Here is a 14,685-nt window from a genome sequence, read left to right on the forward strand (position 1 = left end):
CCTGTGGTAGGAGCGGCCTTGTGTCGCGAAAGGGCTGCGCAGCGGCCCCAAGATCTGTGCAGCAATGGAGATTCTTGGGGCCGCTGCGCGACCCTTTCGCGACACAAGGCCGCTCCTACCACAGGTCTGCGGCGTCAGTGAGTGGAGGTTTCCAGTTCCTGCAAGGCAGGCTGCGCGGCAGTTACTTGCTTGCGCATCTGCTCGCACCCCCACAGCACCCGCTCCGGTGTCGCCGGTGCGTCGATGTTCGGTTGCAGCCGGTAATCGGCAATGCTGGCCACGGCATCCTTGATCGCGCACCAGGCGGCGATGCCGAGCATGAACGGTGGCTCGCCAACCGCCTTGGAGTGGAACACGGTGTCTTCCGGGTTCTTGCGGTTTTCCACCAGTTTCACCCGCAGGTCCAGCGGCATGTCGGCCACGGCCGGGATCTTGTAGCTGGCCGGGCCATTGGTCATCAGCTTGCCCTTGGCATTCCACACCAGCTCTTCGGTGGTCAGCCAACCCATGCCCTGGATGAAACCGCCTTCCACCTGGCCAATGTCGATGGCCGGGTTCAGCGAATCGCCGACGTCGTGCAGGATGTCGGCGCGCAACATCTTGTACTCGCCGGTCAGGGTATCGACGACCACTTCGACGCAGGCGGCGCCGAAGGCGAAGTAGTAGAACGGCCGGCCGCGTGCCTGGCTGCGGTCGTAGAAGATCTTCGGCGTGCGGTAGAAGCCGGTACTCGACAGCGACACCTGGGCGAAGTATGCCTGCTGCACCAGTTGTTCGAAGCTGACGATCTGGTCGCGCACGCGCACATGGCCGTTGCGGAACTCGACGTCCTCCTCGGTAACCTGATAATGCCGCGCGGCGAACTCGGTCAGGCGCTTTTTGAGAATCTCGGCGGCATTCTGCGCCGCTTTGCCGTTCAGGTCGGCGCCGCTGGATGCCGCCGTTGGCGAGGTGTTGGGCACCTTGTCGGTATTGGTGGCGGTGATCTGGATGCGGCTGAAATCAACCTGGAAAATCTGTGCAACGACCTGGGCCACCTTGGTGTTCAGGCCCTGGCCCATCTCGGTGCCGCCGTGGTTCAGGTGGATGCTGCCATCGGTGTAGATATGAATCAGCGCGCCGGCCTGGTTGAGGAAGGTGGCGGTGAACGAGATGCCGAACTTGACCGGGGTCAGCGCCAGGCCTTTCTTGAGGACTGGGCTGTTGGCGTTGAAGCGGCGGATCGATTCGCGGCGTTCTGCGTAGTCGCTGCTGGCTTCCAGCTCGGCCGTCATCTCCTCGAGCATGTTGTGCTCGACGGTCTGGTAATAGTGGGTGACGTTGCGCTCGGTCTTGCCGTAGTAGTTGGCCTTGCGCACTGCCAGCGGGTCACGGCCCAGGTGACGCGCAATGTGGTCCATCACCTGCTCGATGGCAACCATGCCTTGTGGGCCGCCGAAGCCGCGGTAGGCGGTGTTGGAGGCGGTGTTGGTCTTGCAGCGGTGGCCGTGCACGGTGGCATCGCCCAGGTAGTAGGCGTTGTCGGAGTGGAACATGGCACGGTCGACGATCGAGCCGGAAAGGTCGGGCGAGTAGCCGCAGTTGCCGGCCAGGTCCATGTTGATGCCTTGCAGGCGCCCGTCGTCATCGAAGCCGACGTCGTACTCGACATAGAAGGGGTGGCGCTTGCCGGTCATCATCATGTCTTCGACGCGCGGCAGGCGCATCTTGGTCGGTTGGCCGGTCAGGCGTGCGATCACCGCGCACAGGCAGGCCGGGCTGGCGGCCTGGGTTTCCTTGCCGCCGAAGCCGCCGCCCATGCGGCGCATGTCGAGCACCACCTTGTTCATCGGCACGTCGAGCACTTCAGCGACCAGCTTCTGCACTTCGGTAGGGTTTTGCGTGGAGCAGAAGACGATCATGCCGCCGTCTTCGGTGGGCATTACCGAGGAAATCTGCGTCTCCAGGTAGAAATGCTCCTGGCCGCCGATATGCAGGGTGCCCTGCAGGCGGTGCGGGGCGCTGGCCAGGGCGGTGGCCGAATCACCGCGCTGGTGGGTGTGGCTGTCGAGTACGAAGTGCTTCTTGCGCAATGCCTCGACCACGTCCAGTACCGGCTCCAGGTCTTCGTATTCGATGATCGCCGCCATTGCTGCACGGCGCGCGGTGTCCAGGTCGCGCGCGGCCACGGCGAGCACCGGCTGGCCGAAGAACTCGACCTTGTCGATGGCCAGCAACGGGTCACCGGCCACCACCGGGCCGATGTCCTTCAGGCCAGGAATGTCCTCGTGGGTGATGGCGATGCGCACCCCTTCGAAGGCATAGCAAGGTGTGGTATCGATGCGCAGGATGCGTGCGTGGGCACGGTCGGCGGTGCGCGCATAGACGTGCAACTGGTTGGGGAATTCCAGGCGGTCGTCGATGTACACCGCTTCACCTGCCACGTGCTTGTCGGCGCTGTCGTGCTTGACGCTGCGGCCAACCCCGGTGGTCAGGTCCTGGCTGAACAGTTCGGCCATCTCGGCCTGGCTCTTGACGGCGTGATGGTTAGACATAGTCGGTCACCCGGGTTTCGATGTGCGGCGTTTGCTGTTCGATGAAGTACTTGCGCAGCAGGTTCTGCGCGGCCAGCAGGCGGTATTCCTTGCTGGCGCGGAAGTCGCTGAGCGGGGTGAAGTCCTCGGCCAGGGCCTGGCAGGCGCGCTCCAGGCTCGCCTGGTTCCAGGGCTTGCCGCGCAGGGCTGCTTCACAGGCGCGGGCACGTTTGGGGATCGCGGCCATGCCACCGAAGGCAATGCGCACCCCGCTGACCACGCCGTCTTCGATGCTCAGGTTGAAGGCGCCGCACACGGCCGAGATATCGTCATCCAGACGCTTGGAGACTTTATAGGCACGGAAGGCCCAGTCATTGCTGGCTCGCGGTACGATGATCTTCTCGATGAATTCGCTGTCCTGGCGGGCAGTGATGCGGTAGTCGATGAAGTAGTCCTCCAGCGGCATCGTGCGCTGGCGGTCGCCCTGGCGCAGCACGATCTGTGCATCGAGGGCGATCAGCAAGGGCGGTGAGTCGCCGATTGGCGAGGCGTTGCCGATGTTGCCGCCTAGGGTGCCCTGGTTGCGGATCTGCAGCGAAGCGAAGCGGTGCAGCAGGTCGCCGAAATCGGGGTATTCCTCATTGAGCGCGCCGTAGCAATCGGTGAGCGGCGTGGCGGCACCGATTTCCAGGTGGCTGGCGGTCTTGTCGATGCGTTTGAGTTCGGCCACGTGGCCGACATAGATCATGACCGGCAAGGTCTTGTGGAATTGGGTGACTTCCAGCGCCAGGTCGGTGCCGCCTGCCAGCAAGCGCGCTTCGGGGTGCGAGCTATAAAGGTCGGCGAGGTCGGCCACGGTCAGCGGCACCAGGCAGCGCTTGTCGCCGCTATTGAGCTCGCCGGTCTGGGTTGGTGTGATGGCTTTCAGGCGGCTGATGGTCAGTGCTTGTTGCGCGTCGAACTGATCACGGCAGGGTTGGCGGCAGCTCTGTTCGGCAGCATCGAGAATCGGGCGGTAGCCGGTGCAGCGGCACAGGTTGCCCGCCAGCGCCTCCTGGGCCTGATGCAGGTCGTGGCCCTGGCTGTTTTTCTGCAGGGCGAACAGCGACATGACGAAGCCTGGGGTACAGAAGCCGCATTGCGAGCCGTGGCAGTCGGCCATGGCTTGTTGCACGCTGTGCAGTTCGCCCTGGTGCTTGAGGCCCTCGACGCTGATCAGTTGCTTGCCGTGCAGCGACGAAACGAAGGTCAGGCAGGAGTTGAGGCTGCGGTAGCGCAGGCTGTCCTGGCCTTGATCATCCTGGGTCAGCTCGCCGACCACCACGGTGCAGGCGCCGCAGTCGCCGCTGGCGCAGCCTTCTTTGGTGCCGGGTTTGCCCAGGTGCTCACGCAGGTACTGCAGCACCGTCATGTTCGGGTCCAGGGCGTGCTCGCTGCGCAGCTCCTGGTTGACGAGAAACTGGATCACGGGGATGGCCTCGCAATGGTTTTATTGTTGTTGAGCGGACAATAAGCAGAGCTGACGCGCTGGTCAATAATTTTCTGACTTAAGGGTCAAGAAATTCTCCGCGCGGTAGTCTGGCCGCCCAGCCTGCCCATATACAAAGCATAGATCGGGCCGCCTTGACCGTTGTCTGGCGGCTCAAATAAAGGCTGCCGCCCCTCTGCGCGACTGCTGGCCAAGTGCGCTACAATCGCCCACTTGTGCCCAGTTCAATGATTTTGAAGGAAAACCATGACGTTCAAGGCGCCGGACAGCCTCTCCGAGCAGATTGCCGACTACCTGGCCGAACGCATCATCCGCGGCGAGCTCGAGCCGGGTGAGCGCATCCAGGAGCAGAAGGTCACCCAGGCGTTGAATGTCAGCCGCGGCTCGGTGCGTGAAGCGTTGTTGATCCTCGAGCGTCGTCACCTGGTTGCGATCCTGCCGCGCCGCGGCGCCCATGTGACCAGGCTCGACGAGCGCAGCGTGCGCAGCCTGTGCGCCCTCATGGGCGAGTTCTACATTCTGCTGGGTAACGCCGTTGCGCAGAAATGGCGCACCGACGCAGACCTGCGCCCGTTCCTGGACATCCAGCAACGCCTGCAGCAGGCCCGTGAACAAGGTGACATCAAGGCCTTCGTCGCCGACAGTTTTGCCGTGATGCGCGCCGCCTATCCGTTTGCCGACAATCCTTACCTGCAGGAAACCGTCGAAAACCTGCAGCCGGCCATGAGCCGGGCCTATTATCTGGCCCTCGACCAGCGCCAGGCCAACATGCTCGATTACCTTGACCTGTTCGCCCACCTGCTCGACGCCGTGGTCGCCCGTGATCTGCCGCGCATCCGCGAGGTACTCACCGCCTATTGCCAGCGCAGTTGCGAGCTGGTGCTGGCGGCGCTGGCCCGAGGCTGACCGATGCGCCTGAAGTGCATTCGCCTGGCCGGGTTCAAGTCGTTCGTCGACCCGACCACCGTCAACTTCCCCAGCAACATGGCGGCCGTGGTCGGGCCCAATGGCTGCGGCAAGTCCAACATCATCGATGCGGTGCGCTGGGTGATGGGCGAAAGCTCGGCGAAGAACCTGCGTGGCGAGTCGATGACCGATGTCATCTTCAATGGCTCCACCAGCCGCAAACCGGTCAGCCAGGCCAGCATCGAGCTGATCTTCGACAACAGCGAGACCACGCTGCTGGGCGAATATGCCGCCTATGCGGAAATCTCCATCCGCCGCAAGGTCACCCGTGACGGGCAGAACACCTATTACCTGAACGGCACCAAATGCCGCCGCCGCGACATCACCGACATCTTCCTCGGCACCGGCCTGGGCCCGCGCAGCTACTCGATCATCGAACAGGGCATGATCTCCAAGCTGATCGAGGCCAAACCCGAGGAGCTGCGCAACTTCATCGAAGAGGCGGCGGGCATCTCCAAGTACAAGGAGCGCCGCCGCGAGACCGAAAGCCGCATCCGCCGCACCCAGGAGAACCTGGCGCGCCTGACCGACCTGCGCGATGAGCTCGAGCGCCAGCTCGAACGCCTGCACCGCCAGGCGCAGGCCGCTGAGAAATACCGTGAGTACAAGGCCCAGGAACGGCAGCTCAAAGCACGCTTGGCGGCGCTGCGCTGGCGTGACCTGGATGAGCGCGTACGCCAGCGCGAGTCGGTGATTGGCGATCAGGATGTGGCCCATGAGGCGCTGGTTGCCGAACAGCGCAATGCCGATGCGAGCATCGAGCGGCTGCGTGACGGCCATCACGAACTGTCCGAGCGCTTCAACCAGGTGCAGGGGCGCTTCTATTCGGTGGCCGGTGACATTGCCCGGGTCGAGCAGAGCATTCAGCACGGTCAGCAGCGCCTGCGCCAATTGCAGGATGACCTGAAGGAAGCCGAGCGCACGCGCCAGGAAACCGAGTCACACCTTGGGCATGACCGCACCCTGCTGGCTACCCTCGGTGAAGAGCTGGCGATGCTCGAACCGGAGCAGGAAATGACCTTGGCCGCAGCCCAAGAGGCTGCCGCCACCCTCGAAGAGGCCGAGTTGGGCATGCACGGCTGGCAGGAGCAGTGGGACAGCTTCAACACCCGCTCCGCCGAGCCGCGGCGCCAGGCCGAGGTGCAGCAGTCGCGCCTGCAGCAACTTGAAACCAGCCTGGAGCGCATGGCCGAGCGCCAGCGCAAGTTGGGCGAGGAGCGCGACCAGTTGGGCGCTGACCCGCAGGACGGCGCCATGCTGGAGCTGTCCGAGCAGCTGGCTGCCAGCGAGATGCTGCTTGAAGAGCTGCAGCTGTCCGAAGAGCAGGTGGTCGAGCGCCTGGAGGGCGTACGCGCGCAATTGCAGCAGGCGACCCAGGCTCAGCAGCAACAGCAAGGCGACTTGCAGCGCCTGGGGGGCCGTCTGGCATCCCTGGAGGCATTGCAACAGGCCGCGCTCGAACCTGGGGCTGGTGCTGCCGACTGGCTTCGCGGTCAAGGCCTGGAGCAGCGGCCGCGCCTGGCACAAGGGCTGCGTGTGGAGCCGGGTTGGGAGCTGGCGGTGGAAACCGTGTTGGGCGCTGACCTGCAGGCCGTGCTGGTGGAGGACTTCACCGGCCTGGATTTTGCCGAGCTGGAGCAAGGCGAGCTGCGTCTGTTGGTGGCGGGGCAGGAGGGTCCACGCCGGCCCGGCAGCTTGCTCGACAAAGTCGAGGGGCACACCGACCTGGCCCCTTGGCTGGCCCAGGTCCGGCCAGTTGAAGACCTGGCTCAAGCCCTCGCTGAACGCGCCGGGCTTGGCGAAGGCCAGAGCCTGGTCAGCCGCGATGGTTACTGGGTTGGTCGGCATTTTCTACGCGTCAGCCGGGGGGGCGACTCTCAAGGTGGAGTGCTGGCACGGGGGCAGGAAATCGAGCGCCTCGGCCAGGAGCAGCTGGAGCTGGAAGCTACGCTGGAGCAGATGGAGCAACAGCTGCAAGCCTTGCGTGAGCAGCAACTGGGCCTGGAAGAGCAGCGCGAGCAGCTACGCCGTAGCACCCAGGAAGAGAGCCGCCAGCATGGCGAGCTCAAGGCCAGCCTTTCGGCAGGCCGGGCCCGTGCCGAACAGGTGGAGCTGCGTCGGCGCCGGCTGCAGGAAGAATTGAGCGAACTTCAGGAGCAGCGCGCTCTGGAGCATGAGCAACTGGGCGAAGCCCGCCTGGTGCTGCAAGAGGCCCTGGACCTGATGGCCCAGGACACCGAGCAACGCGAACAGTTGATGGCCCGCCGCGATACCCTGCGCGAAGGCCTTGACCGGATCCGCCAGGAAGCTCGCCAGCACAAGGATCACGCTCACCAGTTGGCTGTGCGCCTGGGATCACTGCGCGCCCAGCACGACTCGACCCGCCAGGCCCTGGAACGTCTGGAGCTGCAGGCGGCACGCCTGAGCGAGCGGCAGGAGCAGCTGAGCCTGAACCTGGAGGAGGGCGAGGCACCGCTGGAAGAGCTGCGCCTGAAGCTGGAAGAGCTGCTTGAGCGGCGCATGAGCGTCGACGAAGAAATGCGCCAGGCGCGCCTGCACATGGACGAAGCCGATCGTGCCCTGCGCGACGCCGAAAAGCGCCGCACCCAGGCCGAGCAGCAGGCGCAGTTGCTGCGTGGCCAGCTCGAGCAGATGCGCCTGGAGTGCCAGGGGCTGGATGTGCGGCGCAAGACCTTGCAGGAGCAATTGCTGGCTGACGGCTACGATTTGCAGGGTGTGCTTGCCACCGTAGAGGCCGAGGCCAGCGAACAGGGTACCGAGCAGGAGCTGGAACAGATCGACGCCCGTATTCAGCGCCTGGGCGCGATCAACCTGGCCGCGATCGAGGAGTACGAACAACAGTCCGAGCGCAAGCGCTACCTTGATGCCCAGGACGCCGATCTGGTCGAGGCGCTGGAGACGCTTGAAAACGTCATCCGCAAGATCGACAAGGAAACCCGCAACCGCTTCAAGGATACCTTTGATCAGATAAATGCCGGATTACAGGCACTTTTCCCAAAAGTTTTCGGTGGTGGCAGCGCTTATCTGGAACTGACGGGCGAAGATCTACTCGATACAGGAGTGACGATCATGGCACGCCCACCGGGCAAGAAGAACAGCACCATCCATTTGCTGTCCGGGGGCGAGAAGGCACTGACCGCATTGGCGCTGGTGTTTGCCATCTTCAAGTTGAACCCCGCACCGTTCTGCATGCTCGACGAGGTCGATGCGCCGCTGGACGATGCCAACGTCGGCCGGTATGCCCGGTTGGTCAAGGAAATGAGTGAAAGCGTGCAGTTCATCTACATCACCCATAACAAGATTGCCATGGAGATGGCGGATCAATTGATGGGGGTAACCATGCATGAGCCTGGGTGTTCACGTCTTGTTGCAGTGGATGTGGAGGAGGCATTGGCCATGGTCGACGCCTGATGAGCGAAGAGAAGGCGGATTGTGCAGGTAAATGCCCCCGCCATGTGCGACAGACGGTGTAAAGTTGTCTTTGGTCGTGCTAGCTTAATGTCACTCGTTTTTTGCGTGGGTAAAACGCCTGTCAGAACATAGAGTTGGCGCCACGTGTTAAAGGGCTTTGAAGCCTTTGTTTTCAAGCATATTTTTATAGAGGCACGGGATTACATGGAAATCGGTCTGCGCGAGTGGCTGATCCTCATCGGCATCATTGTCATCGCCGGTATTCTTTTCGACGGCTGGCGCCGTATGCGCGGCGGAAAAGGCAAGTTGAAATTCCGTCTGGATCGCAGTTATTCCAACCTCCCGGACGAGGAAGGCAGCGCTGAGGTGCTCGGCCCGTCGCGGGTGCTCGATACCCAGAAGGAACCGGAGCTGGACGAAAGCGACCTGCCGTCGCTCAGTGCGCCGGCGCGTGAACGCGAGCGCGAGCAGAAACCGGCCAAGGCCAGCAAGCGTGGCAAACGTGCCGCTGAACTGCAGCCGCAGGGCGACCTGGACCTGGTGGCCGAGCAGCGCGAGCCCGACCTGTTCGCCGATGCCGATGACGATTTTGCTGGCGACAACAACCGCAACAGTGGTTTTGCTGATGCGGGCGGTGCTGCCAAGGAGCTGCCGCCGGTCGAAGAGGTGCTGGTGATCAGCGTGATCTCCCGCGACGAAGGTGGCTTCAAGGGCCCGGCGCTGCTGCAGAATATTCTTGAAAGCGGTTTGCGCTTCGGTGAAATGGACATTTTCCACCGTCACGAAAGCATGGCCGGTCACGGCGAAGTCCTGTTCTCCATGGCCAACGCGGTCAAACCCGGCATTTTCGACCTGGACGACATCGACCACTTCAGCACCCGTGCGGTGAGCTTCTTCCTCGGGTTGCCAGGGCCGCGTCATCCGAAACAGGCCTTCGATGTGATGGTCGCTGCGGCGCGCAAGCTGGCCCACGAGCTCAATGGCGAGCTCAAGGATGACCAGCGCAGCGTGCTCACCGCCCAGACCATCGAGCATTACCGCCAGCGCATCGTCGAGTTCGAGCGCCGCGCGCTGACCCAGAAACGCTGATGTCATTGAGCGAGCGGACCATGCCCTGGTCTTGCTCGCTTCGTTTCAAGCGCAAGAGCAGCCTGGGGCTAATGCCAGTCAGTTAGCGTTACCAGGGCTGCTTCGCAGCCCATCGCCGGCAAGCCGGCTCCCACAGATACCATGCAGTTCTTGAGGTCTGCGCTGTGCCTGTGGGAGCTGGCTTGCCGGCGATGGGCCGCAAAGCGGCCCCAAATCGTTTAACTGACTGGCATTGAGCCTAGGGCTGCTCTTTTGCTTTGCAAGAGAACCTGAAGAATGAACGCCGAATCCCGAATCCACGCACTGCGCGCCGAACTCGACCAGCACAACTACCGCTACTACGTACTCGACGAGCCCAGCGTGCCGGACGCCGAGTACGACCGCCTGTTCAACGAGCTCAAGGCCCTCGAAGCCGAACATCCTCACCTGATCACTCCCGACTCGCCCACTCAACGCGTCGGCGGCGCTGCCCTGGCCGCGTTCAGCCAGGTGCGCCACGAAGTGCCCATGCTCAGCCTGGGCAACGCCTTCGAGGAAGCCGACCTGCGTGAGTTCGGCCGCCGTGTGGTGGAGGGCCTCGACCAGCCGGGCGCGGTCGACTACAGCTGCGAGCCCAAGCTCGATGGCCTGGCGGTGAGCCTGCTCTATCGCGATGGCCAACTGGTCCAGGGCGCGACCCGGGGTGACGGCACCACCGGCGAAGACATCAGCGCCAACGTGCGTACCGTGCGCAACATCCCGCTCAAGCTGCAGGGCAAAGGTTGGCCGGCTGTGCTCGAAGTGCGTGGTGAAGTGTTCATGAGCAAGGCGGGTTTCGATCGCCTCAATGCCGCACAGGCCGAAGCCGGGGGCAAGACCTTCGCCAACCCGCGCAACGCAGCTGCCGGCAGCCTGCGCCAGTTGGACTCGAAGATCACCGCCAGCCGCCCGCTGGAATTCTGCTGCTATGGCGTTGGCCAGGTCTCGGCAAGCATTGGCGAGAGCCATATCGGTATCCTCGAGCAGCTCAAGGCATGGGGCTTGCCGATCAGTCGCGAGCTCAGGCATGCGGCTGGTATCGAGGAGTGCCTGGCTTACTACCGCGATATCGGCGAGCGGCGCAACAGCCTGCCGTACGAAATCGATGGGGTGGTGTTCAAGGTCAACAGCCTGGCCTCCCAGCGCGAGCTGGGCTTTCGCGCCCGCGAGCCGCGTTGGGCCATCGCCCATAAGTTCCCGGCCATGGAAGAGCTCACCGAGGTGCTGGATGTGGAATTCCAGGTCGGGCGTACCGGTGCGGTCACGCCGGTTGCACGCCTCAAGCCGGTCAAGGTGGCTGGCGTGACCGTGTCCAACGCCACCCTGCACAACATGGACGAGATTGCCCGGCTGGGCCTGCGCATCGGCGATACGGTAATTATCCGCCGTGCCGGTGACGTGATCCCGCAAGTCATGCAGGTGGTGCTTGAACGCCGTCCTGAAGACGCCCGCCCGGTGCAGGTGCCAAGCGCGTGCCCGGTGTGTGGCTCCCAGGTTGAGCGTACTCAGCTGGTCAAGCGTAGCAAGGGCAAGGAAACCACCAGCGAAGGTGCAGTGTACCGTTGTGTCGGCCGCCTGTCCTGTGGTGCCCAGCTCAAACAGGCGATCATTCACTATGTTTCGCGGCGAGCCATGGATATCGACGGCCTGGGCGAGAAGAGCGTCGAGCAGTTGGTGGACGAAGGCCTGATCGGTTCGCCGGCGGACCTCTACAAGCTGCAATTCGACCAGATCGTCGGGCTGGAGGGGTTTGCCGAAGTCTCCAGCAAGAAACTGCTGGATGCCATCGAGGCCAGCAAGCGCCCGAGCCTGGCGCGCTTCATCTATGCCCTGGGCATCCCGGATGTGGGGGAGGAGACCGCCAAGGTACTGGCCCGCTCGCTGGGCAGCCTGGCCCGGGTGCAGCAGGCGTTGCCGCAGGTGCTGACGTACCTGCCGGACATTGGTCTGGAAGTGGCCTACGAGATCCACAACTTCTTTGAAGACGAACACAACTGCAAGGTCATCGAACAGTTGCTCGGTTGCGGCATGCAATTGCAGGACGAAGGTGAGCTGGCTGCCGAATTCGCTGCCAGCACTACCCTGGCCGGGATGATCGCCAAGCTCGACATCGCTTCGGTCGGGCCCACGGGCGCGGAAAAGCTGGTCGCCAAGCTGGACAGCCTGGACAAGATCATCGCGGCCGACGGCATCGACCTGCGTCAGGCGCTGGCAGCGAAACAGGCCGAAGCCGTGCGCGAATTTTTCAAGGACGAGGCCAACCAGAAGCTGGCCAGAGACATCGAAGCCCAGTTGCTGGCGTTCGGCATGCACTGGAACAGCGAAAAGAAGGTCGCCGAGGGCTTGCCCCTGGCTGGCCAGACCTGGGTGCTGACCGGCACGTTGGAGCGCATGAGCCGCGACATCGCCAAAGAGAAGCTGGAAAGCCTGGGGGCCAAGGTGGCCGGTTCGGTGTCGGGCAAGACACACTGCGTGGTCGCTGGCCCTGGCGCCGGTTCCAAGTTGGCCAAGGCCAGTGAGCTGGGGGTCAAGGTGCTGGATGAGGATGCGTTCGTCGTGTTCCTGGACGAGCAGGGCATTGCCATCTGATTGTCCTGGCCCCATCGCCGGCAAGCCGGCCACAGGTATTGTGTTGCCCTCAGGCTTGGTGCGGTCCCTGTGGGGGCCGGCTTGCCGGCGATGAGGCCGGGCCAGCCATCTCGATCTGGACAAGTCATTGAGAAATGATGACTTTTTCTCCGGTTAAAGGTTGTAACTTCGCCCCAGACCGGTACAATGGCGCGGCTCGCTGCTTGGCGAGCCGCGTAGTGGTGGCCCCATCGGTCCCCCCGCATTGATTACCCGTTAACCTGGTCAGGCCCGGAAGGGAGCAGCCATAGCGGGAACATCGAGTGCCGGGGTGTGGCTGGTGGGGCCGCCTCCATTACGCAAGTCCTTAATTCTAAAGGACTTTTTTCTCTAAAAATCTCGAAGTGGACCAGTGCCTTAGTACACCTAAGTGGTGCACTCTGCTGAGCATTCTAGCTTCGTCATCTTGCCTCTCCAATACCCCTCTCCGGTTACGCCAATATCATCGGCGCTGCCCTCTCATCCGCTTATGTGGCGGTTTCTTTCTGTCTCTCGCAGTGATTTGCAATTGCCAGTACGGCAGCAGTGCTACTAGGATGTGGTATCTGAGCGAGGAGCGAGACATGGAATTCGTAGAGCGACTGAACGCGTTATCCGCCAAAATCCGCCAGCAGGGGACTGCAATCCAAACGGAAGAGGCGACCAAGATCGCCTTTGTTATGCCCTTCATCAACTCTGTCCTAGGTTACGATGTCTTCGACCCCTCTGAGGTGACGCCAGAGTACGTCTGCGACGTTGGGACGAAGAAGGGGGAGAAGATCGACTATGCCATCATGAAGAATGGCGAAATCCAGATCCTTATTGAGTGCAAGAAGATTGGTGAGCCGTTGCATATCAATCACGCGAGCCAGCTCTTCCGTTATTTCCACGTCACCAGTGCTCGTATTTCGATCCTCACTAATGGTCAGGTGTACCGCTTCTTCACCGACCTCGATGCTCCTAACAAGATGGACGAGAAACCATTCCTTGAGCTGGACCTTCTGGATCTGGATGAGCATGCGCTACCCGAGCTTCAGAAGCTGACGAAGTCCGCATTTGACGTCGACTCAATCATTAATGCCGCTGGCGAATTGAAGTATGTTGGTCAGATCAAGAAGGAAATGGCCGCGCAATTCAGTCAGCCAAGTGATGACTTTGTTAAGTTCTTCGCAGCTCGTGTGTACGATGGAATTATCACCCAAAAGGTCCGGGAGCAGTTCACCACCTTGACTAGGAAGGCAGCAATTCAATTCCTAGGGGATCAGATCAACGACCGCTTAAAGTCCGCGATGAGCGGGGCTGTGGAGCCCTCCTATGCAATGATGGCCGTTCAGCAGAGCTCTGTAAGCGAGCCGGCTGAAGAGGATGCTGATGATCGAGTCCAAACCACTCTCGATGAGCTGGAAGGATTCCACATTGTCAAAGCGATAGTGCGAGCTGTCGTCGATGCCAAGCGCATTGTGCAAAGAGATACTCAAAGCTACTTTGGGATTCTGCTTGATGACAACAATCGTAAGCCTATTTGTCGTTTACACTTCAATCGTAGTCAGAAGTATATCGGGCTTTTTGATGCTGAGAAGAACGAAACTCGCCATCCGATTACCTCGGTTGATGATATCTATGGTTTTGCAGATCAGCTCAGAGGAGCAATTGCTCTGTACGAATAAGGTTAGCTAAAGCTGGTGCCTGAGGTTCGGGTTTGTTGTTCTGCGTGCATGGTGCTAGTGTCGTGAGCGGTTAGTTCATTTTCTAACGAAATAGATATACTGCTTGCCATCACCCCTCGCCTAGTTTCTCGGGTGCCTCGACCCATCGCTTCCTTTTCACTGCAACCTGCTGACGTCATTACGCTTCAACACTGGCTACGCAGGAGTACACTGGAGCAATTCCTCGGGCAACGGGCGCGGATACTCCTTTTACTCGCTGAAGGGGTGACACCCAAGGCCATATGTGTGCAGTTACAGATGACCTCACCCACGGTGTTCAAGTGGCGAAAACGCTACCTTGAATCGGGCATCGAGGGCCTGAATGACTTGCCGCGCAGCGTCCAGCCGCTGAAGCTGGGAGCTGATAAAGTCAGAGAAATTCTGACCCTGGCCACTCAGCGGGTACCCAAGGAAGCGACGCACTGGAGCGTTCGGCTGATGGCCAATACGCGTGTGTTACCACCTGGCAAGTTCGGCAGATCTGGGCGGCGTCCGATCTCAAACCGCACCGACTGAAGACATTCAAAACCAGCAATGATCCGCATTTCGCCGAAAAGGTTATTGATGTCGTCAGGCTCTATCTGAGCCCGCCGGACAACGCCACGGTACTCTCGGTTGACGAGAAAACCCAGATCCAGGCGCTGGTGGGTAATTGCACTGATTTGACCACCTGTTTGCATTCGACTTGACCAGCCATTTGCATCGGATGTGACCAGCGCACGACTACATCTTGACCGGCAGCTTTCGACCCATTGCGGACATCCGCCATCGGCTGCTTTCGGCCAGAAGCGGTCAGTCGCGCTTAGTTTCCGCAGCGGTCACTTGACTCGAATTCGGTATCGAGAACACGTATTTAGGCTCAAGT

7 protein-coding genes, 1 other RNA gene and 1 pseudogene are annotated in these 14,685 nt (G+C 61.6%); 7 read left to right on the forward strand and 2 right to left on the reverse strand.

Going from position 1 to position 14,685, the window contains the following annotated elements; all coding sequences use genetic code 11:
- Positions 1-134: 134 nt before the first annotated feature.
- A complete protein-coding gene (gene xdhB / locus EGJ09_RS20335; protein ID WP_046785305.1) occupies positions 135-2,534 on the reverse strand; it encodes a xanthine dehydrogenase molybdopterin binding subunit in 2,400 nt (799 codons plus the stop codon).
- Positions 2,527-3,981 carry a xanthine dehydrogenase small subunit gene (xdhA, locus tag EGJ09_RS20340; RefSeq protein WP_046785304.1) on the reverse strand — a complete coding sequence of 485 codons (1,455 nt, stop codon included), beginning with the start codon at positions 3,979-3,981 and terminating at the stop codon, positions 2,527-2,529. Before xdhA ends, xdhB begins: the two co-directional genes overlap by 8 nt.
- A gap of 267 nt (positions 3,982-4,248) precedes the next feature.
- Between xdhA and EGJ09_RS20345 the strand changes: the two genes are divergently transcribed.
- The 7 genes and pseudogenes from EGJ09_RS20345 to EGJ09_RS20375 all read left to right on the forward strand — a co-directional run.
- On the forward strand, positions 4,249-4,908 hold the full coding sequence (locus EGJ09_RS20345; protein ID WP_012315435.1) for a GntR family transcriptional regulator: 660 nt from the start codon (positions 4,249-4,251) through the stop codon (positions 4,906-4,908).
- Between the two features lie 3 nt (positions 4,909-4,911).
- The gene (gene smc, locus EGJ09_RS20350; protein ID WP_125924642.1) at positions 4,912-8,400 is read left to right on the forward strand and encodes a chromosome segregation protein SMC; all 3,489 of its coding nucleotides are present in this window, start codon (positions 4,912-4,914) and stop codon (positions 8,398-8,400) included.
- A gap of 204 nt (positions 8,401-8,604) precedes the next feature.
- Complete coding sequence (zipA, locus tag EGJ09_RS20355) at positions 8,605-9,489, forward strand: cell division protein ZipA (RefSeq protein ID WP_115274215.1); 885 nt, start codon at positions 8,605-8,607, stop codon at positions 9,487-9,489.
- 276 nt (positions 9,490-9,765) lie between these two features.
- The gene (gene ligA / locus EGJ09_RS20360; protein WP_125924643.1) at positions 9,766-12,096 is read left to right on the forward strand and encodes an NAD-dependent DNA ligase LigA; all 2,331 of its coding nucleotides are present in this window, start codon (positions 9,766-9,768) and stop codon (positions 12,094-12,096) included.
- A 228-nt stretch (positions 12,097-12,324) separates the two neighbouring features.
- Positions 12,325-12,421, forward strand: an RNA gene (gene ffs / locus EGJ09_RS20365) — signal recognition particle sRNA small type.
- Between the two features lie 277 nt (positions 12,422-12,698).
- Positions 12,699-13,781 carry a type I restriction endonuclease gene (locus EGJ09_RS20370; RefSeq protein ID WP_115274216.1) on the forward strand — a complete coding sequence of 361 codons (1,083 nt, stop codon included), beginning with the start codon at positions 12,699-12,701 and terminating at the stop codon, positions 13,779-13,781.
- 132 nt (positions 13,782-13,913) lie between these two features.
- Positions 13,914-14,464, forward strand: a pseudogene (locus EGJ09_RS20375) (IS630 family transposase); the annotation flags it as partial.
- Between the last annotated feature and the right edge of the window lie 221 nt (positions 14,465-14,685).

Origin of the sequence: Pseudomonas sp. p106 (assembly GCF_003936645.1) — a bacterium.
GTDB lineage: Bacteria > Pseudomonadota > Gammaproteobacteria > Pseudomonadales > Pseudomonadaceae > Aquipseudomonas > Aquipseudomonas putida_E.